Here is a 22,407-nt window from a genome sequence, read left to right on the forward strand (position 1 = left end):
TGAGGATTTCCATGTCCGGACACACCCCCCTGCCAGCCACCCCCATTGACCTGCCGCTGTTGCCCCTGCGCGACGTGGTGGTGTTTCCCCATATGGTCATCCCGCTGTTCGTGGGCCGTCCCAAGAGCATCAAGGCGCTCGAGATGGCCATGGAGGCGGATCGCCGCATCATGCTGGTCGCTCAGAAGGCCGCGGCCAAGGATGAGCCTTCCGTGTCGGACATGTTCGACGTGGGCTGCGTCTCCACCATCCTGCAGATGCTCAAGCTGCCCGATGGCACGGTGAAGGTGCTGGTCGAAGGCCAGCAGCGTGCCATGGTGGCCTCCATCGAGGATGCCGAAACCCATTTCACGGCCACCGTGACGCCGGTCGAAGCCACGCCCGAGGCCAACAAGCCGAGCGAAATCGAAGCCCTGCGCCGCGCGGTGATGCAGCAGTTCGACCAGTACGTCAAACTCAACAAGAAGATTCCGCCAGAGATCCTGACCTCGATCTCCAGCATCGACGACCCCGGCCGCCTGGCCGACACCATTGCGGCCCACCTGCCGCTCAAACTCGAAAACAAGCAGGTCGTGCTGGATCTCGCCGACGTGAAGGCGCGGCTGGAAAACCTGTTCGAGCAGCTTGACCGCGAAGTCGACATCCTGAACGTCGACAAGAAGATCCGTGGGCGCGTGAAGCGCCAGATGGAGAAGAACCAGCGCGACTTCTATCTCAACGAGCAGGTCAAGGCGATCCAGAAGGAACTGGGCGAAGGCGACGAAGGCGCGGATATCGAGGAGATCGAGAAGAAGATCAAGCTCGCCAAGATGCCCGCCGAGGCGCGCAAGAAGGCCGACGCCGAGCTGAAGAAACTCAAGCTCATGTCGCCCATGTCGGCCGAGGCCACCGTGGTGCGCAACTACATCGACGTGCTCACGGCGCTCCCCTGGAGCAAGAAGACCAAGATCAAGCACGACCTGGTCAATGCCGAGGGCGTGCTCAACGAAGACCATTTCGGCCTGGACAAGGTCAAGGACCGCATCCTTGAATACCTCGCGGTGCAGCAGCGCGTGGACAAGGTGAAGGCGCCCATCCTGTGCCTGGTAGGACCTCCTGGCGTGGGCAAGACCTCCCTGGGCCAGTCCATCGCCAAGGCCACCGGCCGCAAGTACGTGCGCATGGCCCTGGGTGGCATGCGCGACGAGGCCGAGATCCGCGGGCACCGCCGCACCTACATCGGCGCGCTGCCGGGCAAGGTGCTGCAGAGCCTCTCGAAGGTGGGCACGCGCAATCCGCTGTTCCTGCTCGACGAGATCGACAAGCTCGGTACCGACTTCCGGGGCGACCCCTCGAGCGCGCTGCTGGAGGTGCTGGACCCCGAGCAGAACCACACCTTCGGCGACCACTACGTCGAGGTGGACTTCGACCTCTCCGACGTGATGTTCGTCGCCACCTCGAACTCGATGAACATCCCGCCGGCCCTGCTCGACCGCATGGAAGTGATCCGCCTGTCGGGTTACACCGAGGACGAGAAGACCAGCATCGCCATGAAGTACCTGCTGCCCAAGCAGCTCAAGAACAATGGCGTGAAAGACGAGGAGCTCGAGATCACCGAGCCCGCCGTGCGCGACATGGTGCGCTACTACACGCGGGAGGCCGGCGTGCGGTCGCTCGAGCGCGAGCTGTCCAAGATCTGCCGCAAGGTGGTTAAGGGCCTGCAGCTCAAGAAGCTCGAGCCGAAGGTCATCGTCACCGCCGACAACCTGCCCGACTTCCTGGGCGTGCGCAAGTACACCTACGGCCGTGCCGAGGCGCAGAACCAGGTGGGCCAGGTGGTCGGCCTGGCCTGGACCGAGGTGGGTGGCGACCTGCTGACCATCGAGGCCGCCGCCATGCCCGGCAAGGGCGTGATCACGCGCACCGGTTCGCTGGGCGATGTGATGAAGGAATCGGTGGAGGCTGCCCGCACGGTGGTGCGAAGCCGCTCGCGCATCCTGGGCATCAAGGACGAGGCCTTCGAGAAGCGCGACATCCACATCCACGTGCCCGACGGCGCGACGCCCAAGGACGGCCCGAGTGCGGGTGCCGCGATGACCACCGCGTTCGTTTCGGCGCTCACGGGTATTCCCGTGCGTGGGGACGTCGCGATGACGGGCGAGATCACGCTGCGGGGCGAGGTCACGGCCATCGGGGGGCTCAAGGAAAAGCTGCTGGCGGCCCTGCGTGGCGGCATCAAGACGGTGCTGATCCCCGAAGAGAACGTCAAGGACCTGGCCGAGATCCCGGACAACGTGAAGAGCGGCCTGGAGATCGTTCCCGTGCGCTGGATCGACAAGGTGCTCGAGATCGCACTGGAAACCAAGCCCGTGCCCCTGACGGACGAGGAGGTGGCCGTGGTGGCCGCTGCTGCGGCGGAGAAGAGCGCGGGTTCGGCCGCGGCCACGGATGGCTTGAAGCATTGAAGAAAAAGTTTTTGGGATGCTTCAAAAAATGCGCTACAATTCATTCCATCGCAGCAAACGTTGTACAATGTGAGGCTTCGGTAAAATGCGGGAATAGCTCAGTTGGTAGAGCGCAACCTTGCCAAGGTTGAGGTCGAGAGTTCGAGACTCTTTTCCCGCTCCAATTTCCACAAAAAGGGAAGCAATTGCTTCCCTTTTTTGTCAGAGGAATGTGAATTCCTGGCGCGGTAGCAAAGCGGTTATGCCCCGGATTGCAAATCCGGTTAGTCCGGTTCGACTCCGGACCGCGCCTCCAGATACGGTTTGTGCCGTCGATGCGGCACAGGATCCTGCGGGATCTTTGCATCGACCGGATCGTGGAGGATGGATGGTGGTCAGTTGGTTGATTTTTTGGCTTGCAATCGAATAGAGCCAAAAAATAGCGATATAATTTGAGGCTTGCTAATTCATGCAGATGGAAACATCGGCTGCAGTAGGCAAAATGCGGGAATAGCTCAGTTGGTAGAGCGCAACCTTGCCAAGGTTGAGGTCGAGAGTTCGAGACTCTTTTCCCGCTCCATATTTGTAAGGGAAGCTTCGGCTTCCCTTTTTTCTTGGCGGCGCAGCAAAGGTGGTTTGGCGACCAGCGGCCCTGTGACCAGAGATGCGACAGGGCATTGCGCGCATGCGCTGCCCGGGTTACGCTGCGACGCAGGAGTGCGTTGGGCAGCCGGCGCCCCGATGGTGAAATTGGTAGACACTGCGGACTTAAAATCCGCCGCTTTCCTGAAAAGGGGCGTGCCGGTTCGACCCCGGCTCGGGGCACCACTACGATTCAATCATGTCAAGTTACAACGCTCCCTTTGAAATCCACGTCCACGGACAAGTCCAGCTGCGCGCCGATGCCAGCTTCGACCAGCTCCAGGAGGCGCTCAAACCCTTGTGGAAGTACGCAGGAGCCCGCTCCCTGGCCGACGGTGCTGCGAGCGCCTACGAGGAAGAGCCGGGCATCAAGTTCGACACGCAGGAGCACCTACTGCAGATGTGCTGGACCGTGCGGGGGGATGAGGATTTTCGCCAATCGCTCGACGAGATGTGCATGAGCCTGAACGAGCTGGCCGAGCAGGGTGCCGCCATTGAAGTCACGTTCTACGATGCGGACTTCGACGAGGAAGAGGAAGAGCAGGACGCAGAGTCGCGCGATGATTTCGTCATGCTTTTCGTGGGCCCGACGCCTGCGGCCATCATGCAGGTGCAGCGCGATCTCCTGGTCCAGGACGTGGTGAACATGATGGAGCGCCATTTCGACGGCGCGGAACTCGGCGGCGTGGTGGCTGAGATCGACAAGCTATTCAGCCAGCGCTTCGATGCCCTGGTGAGCTCGCTGGAAATCGGCAAGCCCCCCAGGGGCCCGGGGGGCTCGGGCAGCGGACACGGTGGCGGGGGGGGGCGCCGTCCGCGCCACCTCCACTGAGCGGCCGCCGGCTTTGCATCGCTCCGCTGTTCGTGGGGCCGCAGCGGGCTCGGGCATCAGCGCGCGGTGCAAGCGCTGGCGCTGAACCGGCACCGTAGTAGCCGCCGCTGCCTCTTCGCTGTTCATGAACCATGACATCCGATCTTCCTTACCTGCGCTCCTACCCTGAGTCCCTGCAGGACCAGGCCCGCGACCTGCTCGCGCAAGGGCGCCTGGGGGCGATGCTGTTGCGCAAGTACCCCCGCGCGCATGCGGTGCGCAGCGACAAGGCGCTGTACGACTATGCGCTGGAGCTCAAGGCGCGCCACCTGCGCAACGCAGGCACGGTCAACAAGGTGCTTTTCGACAACAAGATCCATGTGGTGCGCCATGCGCTGGGCTTGCACACGGCCGTGTCGCGCGTGCAGGGCAACCGGCTCGCAGCGAAGCATGAAATCCGCATTGCCGCAATGTTCAAGCAAGCGCCGGACGAGTTTCTGCGCATGATCGTGGTCCACGAGCTGGCGCATCTGCGCGAGAAGAACCACGACAAGGCGTTCTATCAGCTGTGCACCCACATGGAGCCGCAGTACCACCAGTACGAATTCGACCTGCGTCTGTACCTCACGCACGTGGAGCATGCCGGAGAGCGGCTCTGGAGCGCGGAGCCTGCGTGAAGCGGCTCCTGGACGCCAGCGCGATGGCTACGGCCGCGGGCGGTGCGGCTCAGGAGATGATGGGCAGGCCTGCGCTGCGCGCGCTGAGGGCCTCCGAGGCGCCTGGACAAGGCACCGCAACGGTTTCGCAGCAATCCGCGGGCAGGCCCAGCCAGCGCTGCGCCGCCGCCTCGAGCATGGCCACCGGGCCGGTCGTGAGCAGGCGGATGTCCGGCGATTGCGCCGCGGTGGCGCTGGAGGGTGTGTTGAGCAATCCCGCTGTTTCCAGGAGCCGCTGCGTCTGCCGTGCCACAGGCGCGCCGGTTTCGATGAACTGGACGTCAGGCCCCACCAGCGCCCGCAATTCATGCGCCACAAAGATGTAGTGCGTGCAGCCCAGCACCAGCGTGTCGATCTGCCCGGCTGAAGCGCCGAACATGCCCATGGCGCGGATGTAGCGCTCACACAGGGCGCCGGTTTCGGTGGCACCGACGGCGCCGCCAGGTGCTGGCATGGGCTGGGCCACGCCGCGCTCGATGGCATGGGCCAGGCCGTCGCACGGCTGCACCACGAACTCCGCTTGATCCGCCAGCGAACCCAGCAGCTTGCCGAACTTGCTGCTGGTGAGTGTGCCCCGCGTTCCGATCACGCCCACGCGGCCTGTTCTGGTGGCTGCCAGCGCTGGCTTGATGGCGGGCTCCAGGCCCACCAGGGGCAGGTCGGGGTGGTTGCTGCGCACCTCGTGGATGGCCGCCGCCGTGGCGGTGTTGCATGCCACCACCAGGGCCTTGATGTGGTGCTGCCCGCGCAGGTACTGCGTGATGGCGTGGGTGCGCGCGCTCACGTAGGCATCGCCGCGCTCGCCGTAGGGGGCGTTGGCGCTGTCTGCCAGGTACACGAAACGCTCGTGGGGCAGCTCGGCCCGCAGGGCGCGCAGCACGCTCAGGCCGCCGACCCCGCTGTCGAACACGCCGATGGGTTGCTGTGGCTGCGGCGGCGTTGGCTGGATCATGAAAAAATCACTGCGATGCTGGGGGAGATGAAGTCGACAGTGTGCCGCAGTCGCGCGCAAAATGCCGCGCGGCGGGAGGCACTCCGGGGAGCGCGTGCCTGGCGAGGGCCCGAGGAGGCCACCCACCAGGCTGCGCGGGCCGCCTGTCAGGCGGTGGCGGCGACCCCGATGCCCTTGAACTCCCCGGTGGCGATGCGCTTTTGCCACTCGGCCGGGCCGGTGATGTGCGCGCTGGTGCCGCCGGAATCCACGGCCACGGTCACGGGCATGTCCACCACGTCGAACTCGTAGATGGCTTCCATGCCCAGGTCCTCGAAGCCCACGACCTTGGCGGTCTTGATGGCCTTGCTCACCAGGTAGGCGGCGCCACCCACGGCCATGAGATAGGCGCTCTTGTGGTTCTTGATGGACTCGATGGCCACCGGGCCGCGTTCGGCCTTGCCGATCATGGCGATCAGGCCGGTTTTCTCCAGCATCATGTCGGTGAACTTGTCCATGCGCGTGGCGGTGGTGGGGCCGGCGGGGCCCACGGCCTCGTCCTTGACCGGGTCCACGGGGCCCACGTAGTAGATGACGCGGTTCGTGAAGTCCACGGGCAGCTTCTCGCCCTTGGCAAGCATGTCCTGGATGCGCTTGTGCGCGGCGTCGCGGCCGGTGAGCATCTTGCCGTTGAGCAGCAGCGTGTCGCCGGGCTTCCAGCTGGCCACTTCTTCCTTGGTCAGCGTGTCCAGGTTAACCTTCTTGCTCTTGTTGTAGTCGGGTGCCCAGTTCACGTTGGGCCACAGGTCCAGGCTGGGCGGCGTGAGGTAGACGGGCCCCGAGCCGTCCAGCACGAAGTGCGCGTGGCGCGTGGCGGCGCAGTTGGGGATCATCGCGATCGGCTTGCTGGCCGCGTGCGTGGGGTACATCTTGATCTTGACATCCAGCACAGTGGTCAGGCCGCCCAGGCCCTGAGCGCCGATGCCCAGGGCATTGACCTTCTCGAACAGCTCCAGGCGCAGCGCTTCGACCTTGTCGAGCGCGGGGCCGCCGGTCTTGGCGGCTTCGGCCTTGGCTTGCAGCTCGTACATATCGAGGTCGTCCATCAGGCTCTCCTTGGCCATGAGCACGGCCTTTTCCGCCGTGCCGCCGATGCCGATGCCCAGCATGCCGGGCGGGCACCAGCCGGCGCCCATGGTGGGCACGGTCTTGAGCACCCAGTCCACCACGCTGTCGCTGGGGTTGAGCATGTACATCTTGGACTTGTTCTCCGAGCCGCCGCCCTTGGCCGCCACGGTGATGTCCACGGTGTTGCCGGGCACGATCTCGGTGAAGATCACGGCGGGCGTGTTGTCCTTGGTGTTCTTGCGGTCGAACTGCGGGTCGGCCACCACGCTGGCGCGCAGGGTGTTGTCGGGGTGGTTGTAGCCGCGGCGCACGCCTTCGTTGATGGCGTCGTCCAGGCTGCCCGTGAAGCCGTCCCAGCGCACGTCCATGCCCACCTTCAGGAACACGTTGACGATGCCGGTGTCCTGGCAGATGGGGCGCTGGCCGGTGGCGCTCATCTTGCTGTTGGTCAGGATCTGCGCGATCGCGTCCTTGGCCGCCGGGCTTTGCTCGCGCTCGTAGGCGCGGGCCAAGTGGGCGATGTAATCGGTGGGGTGGTAGTAGCTGATGTACTGCAGCGCGGCGGCTACGGATTCGATGAGATCGTCCTGGCGGATGGAGGTGGTCATGGCGGTTCGTGGGGGAGTCTTTTGTGGAGAACGCAAACGCGTTCCTGTCCTGCCCGCCGCACACGCCGCCTGTCGACCAGCGCTGGGCCGCAAACCGCGCTGCCGATGGCAGGCGGACCGTATTTTGACAGACCCCCGCTGGCGCCACCTTGCGCCCGGGCAAAGGCGGGCGCCGCCGGTCGGCCATTGGCGCCTGCACGGGGGCGCCAGATACCCCCATGGGGTGGTGTTCGGTCCGCCGTGTTCACGGCGCTCCTGTTCCCTCCCCGTCCTCCGGTTCTTCGTCGGTGTCGCTGGTGCCCGGCAGGTCGTCCGCGCTCAAGGGGGGCGCGCCGGCCTGCCGGTTGCCGCGCCCTGGCGTCTCGCGCTCGGTATCCACGGCGTCGCGTTCGTCGTCCTGCATCCCTTCATCCGGGCCGCCGCCGTCACCGGGACCGCCAGCTTGCATGGTTTCCACATGGTCGGGGAGGATGTCGCGGGCGGTGGGCTGCGGGTCGGGCTCCACGCTGCCGCGCTCGCCCGTGCCAAAGCGGTCGGTGTCGCTGTCCGATTCCGTGCTGTAGGCCCCTGCGCTGTCGCTGCCGGAGTCGGAGGCGTCACTGGGCCCCAGGCTGTCGATGCCGGTGGCACTGTGGGCGGGGGGAAGGTTGTCGGCGTCGATGCCGAGAAGGCTGCTGGTGGCCATGGTCTGCTCCGATGGTTGAGGAGGGGGCGCGGGCTCCATGCGGATCCGCGGCGCGGAGGCGGAAACACCGCCGCAATGCCATCGTCGGCGTGCACGGCGCTGCCCCGCGTCAGGCAGCGCTGACATGGGTGTCGTCCATCTTCGCCGGTACCTTCCCAAGGCCTTGAAAAGGTGCCCGGGCGCTGGTTGCCGCGCTCAGAAGTCCGGCAGCGTCCCGATGACGGACGGGGTGAAGTCCGCGCTGCCCACGGGCTTTTCGCCCTGCGACCAGGCCAGCAGTGTGTCTGCCGGCATGGGGCGGGCGTAGAAGAAGCCCTGCAGCTCGTCACAGCCCATGCCCAGCAGGATGTCGCGCTGGCCGCTGGTCTCCACTCCCTCGGCCACCACGCGCAGGCCCAGGGCATGCGCCAGGCTGACCACGGCGGCCACGACGGCGCGGGCGTCCTCGCTGCTTTCCAGGTCGTTCACGAAGCTGCGGTCGATCTTGAGTTGCTGCGCGGGCAGCTGGCGCAGGTAGTTCAGGCTGGAGTAGCCGGTGCCGAAGTCGTCGATAGACAGGAACACGCCGATGCGCGCCAGCCCGTCGAAAGTGCGCTGGGTGGCCTTGATGTCTTCCATGGCCACGGATTCGGTGATCTCGCACAGCAGCTGCGAGGCATCCACCCCGTGGCGCAGCAGGGCCTGCCCGATGCGCTCGGCCAGCCCGCTTTCGCGCAGCTGGTGCACCGACAGGTTGATCGCCACGCGCATGCGCATGCCGCTGCGCGCCCACTCGGCGACCTGGCGGCAGGCCTCGTTGATGACCCAGTTGCCCAGCCGCCCGATCAGGCCGAAGCGCTCGGCCAGCGCGATGAACACCACCGGGCTCACCATGCCATGCTTCGGATGGTTCCAGCGCAGCAGGGCCTCCACGCCGCTGATCTGGCCGCGCGTGCCGTCGATCTTGGGCTGGTAGTGCAGGGCCAGTTCGCCCCGGTCCAGCGCCTGGCGCAGGTCGTTCTGCAGCTCCAGCTGCTCGGATGCATCGGAGCCCATGTGGGGTTCGAACAGCGCATAGCAGCCGCCACCCGCGCGCTTGGCGGCGTACATGGCGGCATCGGCGTTGGCCACGAGCTTGTTGCGGTCACCGTGGTCGGGGTGCACCACGACGCCGATGGAGCAGGCGATCTGCACCTGCTTGCCCGACACCTCGAACGGCTGCGACAGGGAGGACAGCACCCGGTTGGCCACCGTCACGCAGTCGGCCACGTCGCTCACGTCCTCCAGCAGGATCAGGAATTCGTCGCCCCCCACGCGCGCCACGGTATCGCCCTCGCGGGCTTCGCGGCGCAGCCGGTCGGCCGCGCTGCGCAGGATCACGTCGCCCGCGGCATGGCCAAACGAATCGTTGATGGGCTTGAAGCCGTCCAGGTCCACGAACAGCACGGCCAGGCGGTCCTCCACGCGGTGGTGGTTGGTGCGGTCCAGGCGCAGCAGCGCGTGGATGAGGCGGTCTTCGAACAGCAGCCGGTTGGGCAGGCCGGTGAGGGCATCGGCGAATGCGCGTTTTTGCAGTTCGTCATTGGCCGCCTGCAGGCGGGTGTTGCTGTCCTGCAGCGACCGCGTCAGACGCTCGGCCGTGGCTTGCAGCCGCGCGTCCAGGATGGAGGTGAACAAGGTGCTCACCAGCAGCATGCCGGTGGCCATGAGCACCATGGCCGTCAGGCCCGGGCCGCCGAGCTCTCCCGCGCTCAGGCACACGGAGCCCATGGCAAAGCTGGCCGCCGCCATGCCGGTGTAGTGCATGCCGCAGATGGCCACGGCCATCACGAACGATGCCGCCAGCTGGTAGGGCAGGCGCTGGCTGGGCCGCACCCGGCGCAGCAGCTTGAAGATCAGCAGGGCCGTGGCCGAGGCCAGCACCGCGATCAGCACCGACAGCGCCACCAGCGGCAGGTTCCACACGATGCCTGGCGCCATTTCCATGGCCGCCATGCCGATGTAGTGCATGCCGCTGATGCCGGCCCCCATCACCAGCGCGCCCAGCGCCAGCTGCATCCGGCCAAAGTGTGTGCGGCTTGCGAGCTGCAGGGCCATGGCGGAGGCGGCCACGGCGGCCAGCCACGACAGCAGCGTGAGCCCGCCGGCAAAGCCGATCTCGATGGGCAGCCGGAAGGCCTGCATGCCCAGGAAATGCATGGACCAGATGCCCGTGCCCATGACGATGGACCCCGCGGCCCACCACGCCAGGCCGACGCGGCGCTGCGCGGTGCGCACCCGCCGCGCCAGGTCGAGCGTCACGTACGACGCGAGCATGGCAATGGCAAAGGAGGCGGCCACCACGAACAGGTTGTAGCTGGAGGGCATGAACGTGTTCATGGTGCGAAAGGTGCTGGGGTTGGAAGGGCAGGGTGCATCGGGCGCGCGGCGCCGTCAAGGGCCTGGGCAGACATGCGGCGAAAGCCTGCAGGGCAGGGGCCGCGCGCGACGGAGTGTAGCCAGGGGCGCGAAGCCGCGCCGGAGTGGGGGTTTGCCCTGGCTTGGCCGGGTGGATGTCCCCACCTGCAGTGGTGGCGGTGCGGGCTGTTTCCTTCCGGGGCAGGGCTTGCCGCACACTGACTGCTCCACGCCCCCGCACGGGCCATACAAGTCTGTAAATGAGAATGGTTTGTTTTTGCATTATGCTGCCGGTCGCGCCGACATTCCCCGGCCGCACCCTTTTCCGGCCAGACGCTGGCCCGCCGCCGTGGCCTTCCCGCCACGCCGGGCGTCCGGCGTCCGCCCGCCTGTTGTTTCACTTGGAGAACCACTGCCCATGACCTCCCGTACCGAACGCGACACCTTTGGCCCCATCGAGGTGCCGGCCGACAGGCTCTGGGGCGCGCAGACGCAGCGCTCGCTGCAGAACTTCGACATCTCGGGCGAGCAGCAGCCGCGCGAGATCATCAAGGCCCTGGCGCAGGTCAAGCGCGCCTCGGCCGTGGTCAACCAGGCCCTGGGCCTGCAGGACGCGAAGAAGACCGAGGCCATCGTGGCCGCCGCCGACGAAGTGATCGCCGGCAAGCACCCGGGCGAGTTCCCGCTGGTGGTGTGGCAGACGGGCTCGGGCACGCAGACCAACATGAACGTGAACGAGGTGCTGGCCAACCGCGCCAGCGAGATCCTGGGCGGCGAGCGCGGCGAAGGCCGCCTGGTGCACCCCAATGACGATGTGAACCGCAGCCAGTCGAGCAACGACGTGTTCCCCACCGCCATGCACGTGGCCGCCGTGGAAGCATTCACGCACAGGCTCCTGCCCGCCATCGCCAGGCTGCGCGCCACGCTGGCGAAGAAGGCGCAGGATTTCGACGGCATCGTCAAGATCGGCCGCACCCATTTGCAGGACGCCACCCCGCTCACGCTGGGCCAGGAGTTCTCGGGCTATGTGGCCCAGCTCGACCATGGCGAGCGCCACGTGCGCGCCGCGCTGCCCCACCTTTACGAGCTGGCCCTGGGCGGCACGGCGGTGGGCACGGGCCTGAACGCGCCCAAGGGCTATGCCGAGCAGGCCGCCGCCGAGCTGGCGCGCCTCACGGGCCTGCCCTTTGTCACCGCGCCGAACAAGTTCGAGGCGCTGGCCTCGGTGGATGGCCTGGTGCACGCCCACGGAGCCCTCAAGACCCTGGCCGCCAGCATGATGAAGATCGCCAACGACGTGCGCTGGCTCGCCAGCGGCCCGCGCAGCGGCATCGGCGAGCTGAGCATCCCCGAGAACGAGCCCGGTTCGTCCATCATGCCCGGCAAGGTCAATCCCACGCAGAGCGAGGCCGTGACCATGCTGGCCGCCCAGGTGTTCGGCAACGATGTGGCCATCAACTTCGGAGGTGCCTCGGGCAACTTCGAGCTCAATGTCTTCCGTCCCATGGTGGCGCACAACTTCCTGCAGAGCGTGCGCCTGCTGGCCGACGGCATGGTGAGCTTCAACGACCAGTGCGCCGTGGGCATCGAGCCCAACCGCGAGCGCATCACCGAGTTGGTGGACCGCTCGCTCATGCTGGTGACCGCGCTCAACACCCACATCGGCTACGACAAGGCCGCCTACATCGCCAAGAAGGCGCACAAGGAAGGCACCAGCCTGCGCGAAGCTGCTGTCGCCTCGGGCCACGTCACGGGCGAGCAGTTCGACCAGTGGGTGGTGCCGGGCCACATGGTGGGCCGCTGATTCCGCCCGGGTCGGCCTGCACGCCATGGGCACGGGGGCACTGCCGTCATCTCCGCTGCTCGCGAGCTTTCGCGACAGCTACCGCGACCTACTGCGCTACCTCTCGCACCGCACCGGCAATGCCGATGACGCGCGCGACGTGGCGCACGACACCTGGCTGCGCCTGGCCGACATGGACCTGCGCGGCGAGCGGCCCGCGCTGTGCGAGGCCGAGGCGCGGGCCTATGTATTCGCCATGGCGCGCAATCTCGTCATCGACCGGCAGCGCCACGCGGGCGTGGTGGCCCGCCATGCGCTGGCCCAGGCCCATGCGGACTCGGGCGCCGGCACGGCGGCGCGCCACGGCCCCGATGCCGCCGAGGCCCTGATGTACCGGCAGGCGGTGGACGCGGTCGAAGCCGCGCTCGCCGCCGTGCCCGAGCGCGCGCGCCAGGTCTTCCTGCGCCACCGCATCAACGGCGAAGGCCAGGGCGCGCTCGCGGCCGAATACGGCATCTCGCGCAACATGGTCGAGCGCGACATGATGCTCGCCATGGACCGCGTGCAGGCTGCCATGGAGCAGTGGCACGCGGCGGGCCGCAGCTCTCCTGTGGCACCGGCGTCGCACCACGAAACCCGCCGCACCGGCCGCCGCCGCTCGCTGGCGGCATTGCTGAGTTTTGCCGCAATGGGCGTGGGCGGCGTGGGGGCCTGGCAATGGTGGCGCACCGCAGTCGCGCAGTGGCAGCAGGTGGCACGCACCGGCCAGGGGCAGACGCTGCGCCACCCGCTGCCCGACGGCAGCCGCATCACGCTCGACGCGCAAAGCCGCGTGCACATGGCGTACTACGCCGGGCAGCGCCGCGTGAGCCTGCTGGCCGGGGCGGCGTTCTTCGACGTGGTGCGCGACGCGGACCGCCCCTTCGTGGTGGAGGTGCCCGGTGGCGCCGAGGGGGGCGCCGTGCGCGTGACCGTGCTGGGCACGCGCTTCGGTGTGGAGCACGGCGCCAGCGGGGTCGATGTGCAGGTGGAGTCGGGCCGCGTGCGGGTGGAGTCGCTGGGGCCGGATGGCCAGCCCCTGGCGGTGCGGGAACTCGCGGGCGGACAGGCGCTGCGGGTGCGGCCGGGCGAACCGCTCGCCCAGGCCGTCGCCCCGGCGCACGAGGCCGCCGCTTGGCGCCACGGCGTGGTGGCTTTTGCCGATGCGCCGCTGGCCGAGGCCGTGGACCGCCTGCGCCGCTACCTGCCGCGCCCGGTTCAGGTGGAGGCCGGTGCCGCCGCGCTGCGCCTGTCGGGGCAGGTGCGCATTGCACAGGCCGAGGACTTCGTGCGGGCACTGCCTTCCGTCGTGCCGGTGCAGGTGCGGCTCGTGGCGGGGCAATGGCGGGTGGCCGCGCGCTGACGGCCAGGCCGGAGGATGGGGCAGGACGCGCGATTTTGGGGAATGTTGGTGAAAGTGGCCGACAGCGCTTGCTCCATAAGCGCTGAAAGCTATTGTTTTAATAGCTGTTTGGCCGATCAGGGCGCTGGCAGGCGCGCCGCCATTCAGGAAGTGGGAGGGCCCATTCGTTGTAGCGGGGAAAGGACTTCACCATGAACCGACAACGGCCCCGCACCCCGGCCCCCCGGCCTTCCGGCCCCGCACGCACCTCCCGTCCTGCCCGCCACGCACTCGCCGCCGCCATGCTGGCCATGGCGTCGCTGCAGATGGACATGGCCACCGCCCAGGGCGCACCGGCCCCGGCGGCCTTCGACATTGCCGCCCAGCCCCTGCCTGACGCGCTGGCGCAATTCGCCCGGCAGTCGGGCGTGCAGCTGATCTACCCGCCCGAGCTGGTGCAGGGCCGGCATGCCCAGCCCGTGCAGGGCGCGCGCAGCCCCGAGGCGGCGCTGGCCGAGCTGCTGCGCGGCAGTGGCCTGCGCATGCGCCGCGACGGCGCCACCCTGGTGGTGGAACGCGCTCCGGCCGACGGCGCCGCCGCGCTGCCCGAGGTGCGCGTGGCCGCCGAGGCCGAGGTCGAAACCGCCACCGGCCCCGTGCGCGGACTGGTGGCCCGGCGCAGCGCCAGCGCCACCAAGACGGACACGCCGCTCATGGAAACGCCGCAGACCATCACCGTGGTCACGGCCGAGCAGATGCAGGTGCAGCGCGTGCGCGACCTGGAGCAGGCGTTCGAATACTCTGCGGGCGTGCGTCCCGTGTCCGGTTACAGCGGTTCGTACGACGCGATCTACAGCCGGGGCTTCTGGGCCGATGCGCGCAATGGCAGCCTGTTTGCCGACGGGCTCAAGGTGTCCGACAACTCCTGGGCCTCGGGCAAGCAGGAGCCGTACGGGCTGGAGCGCGTGGAACTGGTCAAGGGCGCGGCGTCGGTGCTGTACGGCATGTCGGCGCCCGGCGGCGTGCTGGCCACGGTGAGCAAGCGCCCCACGGCCGATGCCGTGCGCGAGGTGGTGGTGGAGGCGGGCACGTATGCGCACCGGCAGATCGGCGTGGACCTGGGTGGCGAGGTGGCACCGGGCAGCGACTGGACCTGGCGCCTCACCGCGCTGGCGCGCGACAGCGAGACACCCGTGCGTCCGCTGCAGGACGACGCGGTGTACATCGCGCCCGCGCTGCGCTGGCAGCCGTCGGCCGCCACATCGCTCACCCTGCTGATGCAGCACCAGAAGCGCCGCCTGGGCTATTCGTACCCGCTGCCGCGGGTGGGCACCCTGTTGCCCGGCCCCGGCGGCCAGCGCATCGCGCGCTTTCGCTTCGTGGGCGAGCCTGCCTACGACCGGCAGGATGTGCGGCAGACCACGCTCACCGCCTTGTTCGAGCACCAGGTGAACGAGCATGCCACCCTGCGCCAGGGGCTGCGGTTCTTCGACTCCGAGGCGGACATCTTCTTCACCAACGCCACCGTGGACCCGGCCGCGCCCACGCGCGTGCAGCGCCGCGCCATCGACGAGTTCGAGCGCGTGCGCGGCTTCTCGTCGGACACGAGCTTGCAGCAGCGCTGGCGCAGTGGCGAGGTGGAGCACACGCTGATCGCCGGCGTGGACTACACCCGCTACCGCTCGGAATCGGAGTGGTACGCGCGCACGCTCGCCCCGCTGGATTTGTACCAGCCGCAGTACGGCGCCGTGCCCGGCGCGCCCGCGCCGATGGCGTTCTCGGACACGTCGCAGCGCTGGCAGGCGGGCCTGTATGCGCAGGACCAGATCAAGCTGGGCGAGCGCTGGGTGGTGCTGGCCGGCCTGCGGCACGACTGGAGCGACGACCGCTCGCGCCCGTTCTTCACGGCCGCGCCGTGGTCGGTGGAGCGCACCGATGCCTTCACCGGCCGCGTGGGCGTGGTCTACCTGGCGCCGGGCGGCTGGGCGCCGTTCGCGGGCTACAGCCAGTCGTTCCAGCCGCAGGGCGGCACGGACGCGCAGGGCCGGCGCTTCAAGCCCACCGAGGGCGAGCAGTTTGAACTGGGGGTGCGGTGGCAGCCGAGCGGCAGCGAGGGGATGATGCTGTCGGCCGCCGTGTACGACCTGCGCCAGGACAACGTGCTCACGCCAGATCCCGCCCATCCGCAGTTCAGCGTGCAGACGGGGCAGGCACGCTCGCGCGGGGCCGAGCTGGAGGTGCGCGGGCAGGTGGCGCGCCACCTGGAGGTGGTGGGCGCCTATGCCTACACCGACCGCCGCATCACGCGCAGCAACCTGCCGGACGAAGTGGGCCGCCGTGCGGCCGAGGTGCCCTACCACCAGGCCTCGGTCTGGGGGCACTACCGCCTGGCGGCCTGGGGCCTTCCGGCGTGGACGCTGGGCACGGGCCTGCGCTACACCGGCGACATGGTCGATGGCACGGCCAGCGCCTACCGCATCCCGGGTTATGGACTCGTCGATGCCATGCTCGCCTGGCAGGACGGGCCGTGGCGCGTGGCGCTCAACGTGCGCAACCTGTTCGACAAGGCTTTCCTGATCTGCAACGGCGCCCACTGCCGGGACGGCAGCCCGCGCACGGCCACGCTTTCGGCCGCGTACCGCTGGTGATGCGCTGCGGCGGGCGGGGATGTGCGGGGCCTAGCCGTGGGGCTCGGCCACTTCCTGCTGCGCCAGCGCCTCGAGCTGCTCCTGCTGGTAGACCACGATGCTGCGCTGGTGGATGCCGATGATGCCTTCGCGTTCCATCCACTTGAGCTCCACGTTGATGCGCTGGCGCGAGCCGCCCAGGAGCTGCGCGAGCTCGTCCTGCACCAGCGACAGCCCGATGGCGCCGCGCTGGCCGGGCACGGCGGCGCGCTCGCCGAATCGGCGCAGCACGTGCAGCAGCTGCTTGGCCAGCCGCGCGCGCAGGGGCAGGGTGGCCATGTCTTCCATCATCCAGTACAGGTAGCGCATGCGGCGCGCCTGCAGCGTGAGCAGGGCCTCGCCGAACTCGGGGTGTTCGCGCAGCAGCTGGCGGAACACGCCCTCGGCCACGCTCAGCACCGTGGTGGGGCCGTGGGCATGCGCGTCGTAGGTGTTGGGGCCGCGGTGCAGCACCTCGGCCTCGCCCACCCAGATGCCGGGCTCCACGTAAGCCAGCGTCACCTGCTTGCCCGACGGTGTGGTGCGCCGAAACCGGATGGCACCGCTGGCACAGGCAAACCAGTCCTGCGCCAGATCCCCCTGCTCGACGATCATCTGGCCATGCGTATAGCGCGTGATGCGGCCCAGCCGGAAGATGTCATGCCGCAGCGACGGCGTGAGCGCGGCGAACCAGCGGCCTCGGTTGATGGCTTCACGCTCCGTCTGGCTGAGGAACGGGCGTTGCAGGTGGTGGTCGGCCAGGGAATGGGTGGACTCTGGCAAGGCAATGGTGGCGGTGGGCATGGCGGCAGGCTGGAGTTGGGCGGGGCCGGCCTGTGCGCAGGGCCGGGCGGAAAGACGGTGACAAGGCGCAGCATGCCAGTTTAGCGATACAGCCCGCACCGCGATGGTCCTGCACGGCACTTGCGCGACACCCCATCGCCGGGTGCCGCAGCCCTGCCTACGCTTTGGCGCTGGGGCGCGCCTTGTGCTGCCTTTGTGGCTTGCGCAGAAACGCCAGCAGCCGGCGCTCCGCCGCACTCAGGCCCCGTGGCGATGTGGTGCTGCCGATGTGATTCCACACCTCCTGCATGCCCGGCCCCGCGTCGGATGCCAGCCGCGAGCCCAGATCCAGCACGGCCGGGTGCACATACGACTTCTTGCACACGGCAGGCGTGTTGCCCAGCTGGCGCGCCACCTCGGCCAGGATGGCCTTGGCGCTGTAGCGCACGTTTTTGTCGGCCGCGCCGGAGGCGTCGGTCTGGGTGCACGCCAGGCGCGTCAGCTCCAGCGCCTGCGTGGTGCCGTGCCAGGTGCGAAAGTCCTTCGCGGTGAAGTGATCGCAGTCGGTGTCGGACGCGCCGTGCGTGATCTCGCGCAGGTAGTCATTCACGTCGCCCGAGCCCACGGTGCGCGGGGTGCAGTCCTCATCTTCGTACTGGAAGAGCTCCTGCCCGGGCAACTGCCGGCAGTGGCGCACCACGCGGGCCACACGGGGGTCGCTCAGCTCGACCTCCTGCTGCACGCCGCTCTTGCCCCGAAAACGCAGCTTGAGCTGGCTACCCTTGACCTGCGCATGCCGCGTGCGCAGCGTGGTCAGGCCGTACGATTTGTTGGTGGTGGCATATTCCTCGTTGCCTACGCGCAGGAAGGTGGTGTCCAGCAGGCGCACCAGGGTGGCCAGCACCAGGCTGCGGGTCAGCGGCTGGCCGCTGCGGTGCGCCGCCAGCTCGCGGGCCACGCGGGCGCGGATGCGCGGCAGCGCCCGGCCGAAGGCCTGCATGTGTTCGAACTTGCCCTCGTCGCGCTGCTTGCGCCACTGCGGGTGGTAGCGGTACTGGCGCCGCCCGCGTGCGTCCAGTCCAGTGGCCTGCAGGTGGCCGTTGGGCAGCGGGCAGATCCAGACGTCGGTGTAGGCGGGCGGGATGGCCAGGCGATTGATGCGGGTGATCTCATCCGGGTCTTGGAGCCACTGGCCATCGGGCTGGCGGTAGCGAAACGCCTTGGCGCCGTTGCGCACGCGGGTGAGGCCGGGCATGGCGGGTGTGACGTACACCAGCCCACCGGGCAGCTTCTGTGGGCGCGTTGGGGGCCGGGCTGGCGCAGGCGCGCGGGGCGTTGGGGAGGGAGTGTGCATCGGGGCGAGCAGGTGGTAAGGGCCAGTGCGTGGCCCCGATCACACCTGTGCCCGGGCGGTGGCGCTGTAGGTGCGCTCCGTGCGCAGGGGTGAGACAGGGACCGAATCGGTAGCCTGTTGTGCCACCATTGTGGGTAAAAAAATGGCTCCTGCGCTTATTGGATAAGCGCCAATAGCTACAAAAAATCTAGCAACCTGCTTGATCGGACCACGCTCAATCGGCCGCAGTCGGGTCCAGGGCAAAACCCACGCCGTACACCGAACGAATCCAGTCGCTGCCATCGGCACTGGCGGCCTTGAGCTTCTTGCGCAGGTTCTTGATGTGGCTGTCGATGGCGCGCTCGTTCACGTCCAGCGTGTCGTCGTACGCTTGGTCTAGCAGCTGCGCGCGCGAGAAGATGCGCCCGCGCTGGCGGGCCAGCACCTGCAGCAGCCGGAACTCGCGCCGCGTGAGGCCCAGTGGCGTGCCGTGCAGTGTGGCCTGCCAGTGCGATTCGTCCAGCATCAGCGCCGCCACCGTGGTGGTGGCTGCCGGGGGCTCTTGCGCGGCGGCGGTGCGGCGCAGCACGGCCTTGGCGCGCGCCACCACTTCGCGCGGCGAAAAAGGCTTGCAGATGTAGTCGTCCGCGCCCAGCTCCAGGCCGATGAGGCGGTCCACTTCTTCGACGCGTGCGGTCAGCATGATGATGGGGTGCTGTGTGTGGCGGCGTGCCTGGCGCAGCACCTCCAGGCCATCCATGCCGGGCAGCATGATGTCCAGCAGCGTGAGGTCGGGCGGCGCGGCCAGCATGCTGGCGAGCGCCGCGCGGCCATCGGCCTGGTGCTCAACGGTATAGCCCGCGTGGCGCAGGTAGTCGACCACGATGGCGGCGATGTCGGGTTCGTCTTCGACGACGAGGATGCGGTGGCTCATGAGGGGTTGTCCAGCAGTGGCAGTTGCAGCGTGATGCGCAGACCGCCCAGGGGGGAGGTGTCGGCCACCAGCGTGCCGCCGTGCGCGAGCACGATGGCGCGGCAGATCGCCAGGCCCAGGCCGGAACCGCCATGGTCGCGGTTGCGCGAGGTTTCGGCGCGGTATAGGCGGTCAAAGATGCGTGGCAGCTCGTGGGGGGGCACGCCGGGCGCGCTGTCGTCCAGTTGCACCTGCAGTTGGGGGGCTCCATCGGCCGGTGGCAGCAGGCGCGCTGCGATGCGCAGCAGGCCGCCCGCGTCGGTGTAGCGCAGGCTGTTTTCCAGCAGGTTCAAAAACACCTGGTGCAGCTGCTGCGCGTCGCCGCGCACCAATGGGGCGGGTATTGGGGCGGGCGTTGACACGGACGACCGCGCGGCCAGGGCGTCCAGGCCCGTGGTATCTACATCGATGGCGGCCTGCGCCAGGCGCGGGCGCATCGACGCCAGTGCTTCGGTCAGCAGCGACAGCGGGTGCACGGGAACCTGGGCCGATGGCGCGCTGGTGCCAGCGGCGTCCAGGCTGGCACGCAGGTCGCCCACCAGTTGGATCAGGCGCATCACCTGCCGGTGCAGGCGCAGCGCGGTCTTGTCGTCAAAGGGGCGCACGCCGTCCTGCACGGCTTCGATCTCGGCGCGCATGGCGGCCAGGGGGGTGCGCAGCTCGTGGGCCACGTCGCCCAGCCACTGGCGGCGCGAGGACTCGATGCTGCTCAGTTGTTCGGCCATGGTGTTGAAGGTGCGGGCCAGCTGGGCCAGTTCATCGTTGCCGTGCACAGGCACACGGGTGTGCAGGTGGCCCTGCGCAATGCCGCGTGCGCCGGTGGCCAGGGCTTCGACCGGCGCCAGCCAGCGCCGTGCCAGCCAGCCCGACAGCAGCAGTGCCAGCGCCAGGCCGGCCAGGCCTGTCCACGCCACAAAGCCCAGGTGTTGCGCCAGAAAGGCCTGATCGGCCTCGCTGCGCACGCCCTGCGGGGGGGCCAGCACCAGCTGGCCGATGGTCTGGCCATCGGCACCGGTCAGGGCCAGGCGCGCGCTGCCGGGCTGGGGCGTGGCACCTGCCACCAGGTTTTGCTGTGCATCCACCAGGCCCAGGCGGGGGAACAGGTCATCGGGGTGGCGTTGTGGGCCACCCGCGCTGCGTTCGCCCGGGGGCGGGCCGCCGTCGGGGGGCGGTGGCGGGGGCCGCTGCATGCTGCGGCCCACTGCCGGGTTGCCATTAGCCAGTTCGGGGGGCATGCCGGGTGGTCCGCCGCGGTCGGTGGGGGGTGAACCTTCCACGCCCTGGGTGCCTGATCGGCGCAGGCTGCCACCCGGGTGGCTGAGCTGGCCCCAGAGGTGGGGCTGGTTGCGCAGGGTGTCCCAGCCGCCCGTCTGCGTGTGGTGGGCCTGCAGGCGCTCGGCCAGCCAGCCCATGCGGGCCAGTTCGATCTCTGCCACATACGGCCCCAGGCCCCGCTGCAGACCCAGGCGCGAAAAGCCCGCAAAAATCAGCAGCAAGGCCACCAGCAGGGCGGCCAGGGCGATGAAGGCTTTGCGGTGCAGGGTCAGGTGGGGCATCGATAGGGGAGCAGGTGTCGTCAGCGGGCGGGGGGCGGGCCGCCTGCTCCGCCGGGGCCGCCAGGCCCGCCTGCGGGCATGGCCACCAGGGTGCCGCCCATTGTGCGGCATGTGCCTGCGAGCGATTTGCCATCGGGCATGGTCAACGTCACGCTGGCGCCTTCGGTCTTGCCCTTGCAGGCGGCATAGGCCTCGGGCGGCGGCGCGGGTGGGTCCTGCCGGCCCTGGGATTGCGCCAGCACGGGGGTGGCGGATATTGCAGCCAGCATGGTCGTGAGCGCCACGCGGGCCAGCCAGCGGGGACGAAGAGAGTGCATAGGCATGGTGTTTTTTCTTTCAGTGTTGTGGAGAAAGGAGATCAGCAAGTCAGCGCCAGCACGTGCTACCGGCGCGGCGCGTCTGAGGGCGCAATGGATTAAGGAAAGCGGTTGACGGGTGGGGCACGTTGTCAGAAACCGGCGCCGCCCAGGCCAGTGCACCCGAGGAACCGGCTTCGCCGGACCACCGGGTGCGTCCCCCTCCGGGGGAAGGCGCCGAAGGCGACTCAGGGGGGCTTTCAGTCAAGCTGCGATCGAGATCGTGATGCTGGCCGAGTACCCGCCGCCGCTGTTGGCCTGCATGGTGGTCATCTCCAGCGTGGTGCCGTCGCTGAAGACGTTGTCCGTGGCGAACGACATGGAGGCCAGGTTGCGCACGCTGGCGCTGTAGCCCGAATTGGCGCTGTAGATGGTGCTGAGCAGCGCGGTGGGGAAGGCCAGCTGCGTGGTCTTGATCTTGTTGCTCGCGCTGCTGGCGGCGGCCAGGCTGCGGTACACCTCCAGGTGCATGTGGGGCATGCGGCCCGCGTAGCAGCCGGGCACGATGGTGGTGAAGGTGACCGTGCCGCTCGCATCGGTGGCCTGCACGCCACGCAGGTAGTTGTCGGCGATGTTGCTGGAGCTGTACACGGAGTAGTTGCCGTCCTGCGTGCAGTGCCACAGGTAGATGGCGTAGCCGGACAGCGCGGCGCAGCTTGCGTTGGTGTTGGTCAGCGTGATGGTGATGGTGAACGGCACGCCGCTGACCTGCGTGGAGGAGCCGATGGAGCTGCGGATGTCCGAGCGCACGATGCCGCTGAGCGCCAGCACGTTGTAGGTGTTGTTGCTGGCGCTGGAACCGTCGGCCGGGTAGGGGCCGGCGGTTTCCTCCGGAACAACCGAGCAGGTGGCGGCGGTGCCTGTCCCGGTGCCCGTACCTGTTCCCGTTCCCGTTCCGGTCCCCGTGCCGGTGGCCTCGGTCGTGTCGCTGGCTTCGGTGTCGCTGCCCCCGCCCCCGCAGCCAAGGAGCGTGGCCACGCCCAGCGAACCCAGGGCATTCAGCGCAAGGCGGCGGTTGGAAGGGGCCTGTGCGGCGGCGGCCAGGGGCTCGGGGAAGGGGAGGCGGTCCATGGATGGCTCCTGCAAGTGGGTATGGCCTGCACTGTGCCGTCCGATTGGGGAGAAATTAGGGAGCCGCTGCTCCCTTGGAGTGCTATAAATTAAATAGCTATCAGCGCTTGTCCCTAAAGCGAAAAAGCGGTTTTTGCCGGAAACCGTGGGCGCCGGATGCAAGCGCACTGCGCGGCGCCGGGCGG

At 68.4% G+C, this 22,407-nt stretch carries 16 protein-coding genes and 4 tRNA genes; 10 read left to right on the forward strand and 10 right to left on the reverse strand.

Annotated elements, in window-relative coordinates; all coding sequences use genetic code 11:
• The first annotated feature begins 11 nt into the window (after positions 1-11).
• From lon to KW843_RS05795, 7 genes are all read left to right on the forward strand, one after another.
• On the forward strand, positions 12-2,444 hold the full coding sequence (gene lon / locus KW843_RS05765) for an endopeptidase La (protein ID WP_218294105.1): 2,433 nt from the start codon (positions 12-14) through the stop codon (positions 2,442-2,444).
• Between the two features lie 87 nt (positions 2,445-2,531).
• Positions 2,532-2,607, forward strand: a tRNA-Gly gene (locus KW843_RS05770).
• A 58-nt stretch (positions 2,608-2,665) separates the two neighbouring features.
• A tRNA-Cys gene (locus KW843_RS05775) sits at positions 2,666-2,739 on the forward strand.
• A gap of 188 nt (positions 2,740-2,927) precedes the next feature.
• A tRNA-Gly gene (locus KW843_RS05780) sits at positions 2,928-3,003 on the forward strand.
• A gap of 155 nt (positions 3,004-3,158) precedes the next feature.
• Positions 3,159-3,251: transfer RNA gene (locus KW843_RS05785), tRNA-Leu, on the forward strand.
• Positions 3,252-3,264: 13 nt separating this feature from the next.
• A complete protein-coding gene (locus KW843_RS05790) occupies positions 3,265-3,897 on the forward strand; it encodes a DUF6806 family protein (RefSeq protein ID WP_218294106.1) in 633 nt (210 codons plus the stop codon).
• 131 nt (positions 3,898-4,028) lie between these two features.
• The gene (locus KW843_RS05795) at positions 4,029-4,553 is read left to right on the forward strand and encodes a M48 family metallopeptidase (RefSeq protein WP_218294107.1); all 525 of its coding nucleotides are present in this window, start codon (positions 4,029-4,031) and stop codon (positions 4,551-4,553) included.
• Positions 4,554-4,602: 49 nt separating this feature from the next.
• Here KW843_RS05795 and murI read toward each other — a convergent pair whose 3' ends face one another.
• The 4 genes from murI to KW843_RS05815 form a co-directional block, all read right to left on the reverse strand.
• Complete coding sequence (gene murI / locus KW843_RS05800; protein WP_218294108.1) at positions 4,603-5,544, reverse strand: glutamate racemase; 942 nt, start codon at positions 5,542-5,544, stop codon at positions 4,603-4,605.
• 146 nt (positions 5,545-5,690) lie between these two features.
• The gene (locus tag KW843_RS05805) at positions 5,691-7,259 is read right to left on the reverse strand and encodes a fumarate hydratase (RefSeq protein WP_218294109.1); all 1,569 of its coding nucleotides are present in this window, start codon (positions 7,257-7,259) and stop codon (positions 5,691-5,693) included.
• A 244-nt stretch (positions 7,260-7,503) separates the two neighbouring features.
• On the reverse strand, positions 7,504-7,944 hold the full coding sequence (locus tag KW843_RS05810) for a hypothetical protein (protein ID WP_218294110.1): 441 nt from the start codon (positions 7,942-7,944) through the stop codon (positions 7,504-7,506).
• 195 nt (positions 7,945-8,139) lie between these two features.
• Positions 8,140-10,302, reverse strand: coding sequence for a bifunctional diguanylate cyclase/phosphodiesterase (locus tag KW843_RS05815; RefSeq protein WP_218294111.1), 2,163 nt, complete (start codon positions 10,300-10,302; stop codon positions 8,140-8,142).
• A 436-nt stretch (positions 10,303-10,738) separates the two neighbouring features.
• Between KW843_RS05815 and fumC the strand changes: the two genes are divergently transcribed.
• The 3 genes from fumC (at position 10,739) to KW843_RS05830 (ending at position 16,132) form a co-directional block, all read left to right on the forward strand.
• Complete coding sequence (fumC, locus tag KW843_RS05820; RefSeq protein WP_218294112.1) at positions 10,739-12,124, forward strand: class II fumarate hydratase; 1,386 nt, start codon at positions 10,739-10,741, stop codon at positions 12,122-12,124.
• A 25-nt stretch (positions 12,125-12,149) separates the two neighbouring features.
• Positions 12,150-13,505: a sigma-70 family RNA polymerase sigma factor gene (locus KW843_RS05825; protein ID WP_218294113.1), complete on the forward strand. Its 1,356-nt coding sequence runs from the start codon at positions 12,150-12,152 to the stop codon at positions 13,503-13,505.
• Positions 13,506-13,696: 191 nt separating this feature from the next.
• The gene (locus KW843_RS05830; protein WP_218294114.1) at positions 13,697-16,132 is read left to right on the forward strand and encodes a TonB-dependent siderophore receptor; all 2,436 of its coding nucleotides are present in this window, start codon (positions 13,697-13,699) and stop codon (positions 16,130-16,132) included.
• Positions 16,133-16,162: 30 nt separating this feature from the next.
• On the opposite strand, the gene KW843_RS05835 is transcribed toward KW843_RS05830, so the two are convergent.
• The 6 genes from KW843_RS05835 to KW843_RS05860 form a co-directional block, all read right to left on the reverse strand.
• Complete coding sequence (locus KW843_RS05835; RefSeq protein WP_218294115.1) at positions 16,163-16,954, reverse strand: Crp/Fnr family transcriptional regulator; 792 nt, start codon at positions 16,952-16,954, stop codon at positions 16,163-16,165.
• Positions 16,955-17,111: 157 nt separating this feature from the next.
• Positions 17,112-18,188 (reverse strand): DNA topoisomerase IB, encoded by a 1,077-nt coding sequence (locus KW843_RS05840; RefSeq protein WP_370628440.1) that lies wholly within the window; start codon positions 18,186-18,188, stop codon positions 17,112-17,114.
• A 313-nt stretch (positions 18,189-18,501) separates the two neighbouring features.
• Positions 18,502-19,200 carry a response regulator gene (locus tag KW843_RS05845; protein ID WP_010460588.1) on the reverse strand — a complete coding sequence of 233 codons (699 nt, stop codon included), beginning with the start codon at positions 19,198-19,200 and terminating at the stop codon, positions 18,502-18,504.
• Positions 19,197-20,795 carry an ATP-binding protein gene (locus tag KW843_RS05850; protein WP_218294117.1) on the reverse strand — a complete coding sequence of 533 codons (1,599 nt, stop codon included), beginning with the start codon at positions 20,793-20,795 and terminating at the stop codon, positions 19,197-19,199. The genes KW843_RS05845 and KW843_RS05850 overlap by 4 nt, the downstream gene beginning before the upstream one ends.
• 20 nt (positions 20,796-20,815) lie before the next feature.
• A complete protein-coding gene (locus tag KW843_RS05855; protein WP_255594561.1) occupies positions 20,816-21,118 on the reverse strand; it encodes a hypothetical protein in 303 nt (100 codons plus the stop codon).
• A gap of 237 nt (positions 21,119-21,355) precedes the next feature.
• Positions 21,356-22,222 (reverse strand): intradiol ring-cleavage dioxygenase, encoded by an 867-nt coding sequence (locus KW843_RS05860; RefSeq protein WP_218294118.1) that lies wholly within the window; start codon positions 22,220-22,222, stop codon positions 21,356-21,358.
• Between the last annotated feature and the right edge of the window lie 185 nt (positions 22,223-22,407).

It is taken from the genome of Acidovorax sp. sif1233 (assembly GCF_019218755.1).
Classification (GTDB): Bacteria; Pseudomonadota; Gammaproteobacteria; order Burkholderiales; family Burkholderiaceae_C; genus Acidovorax.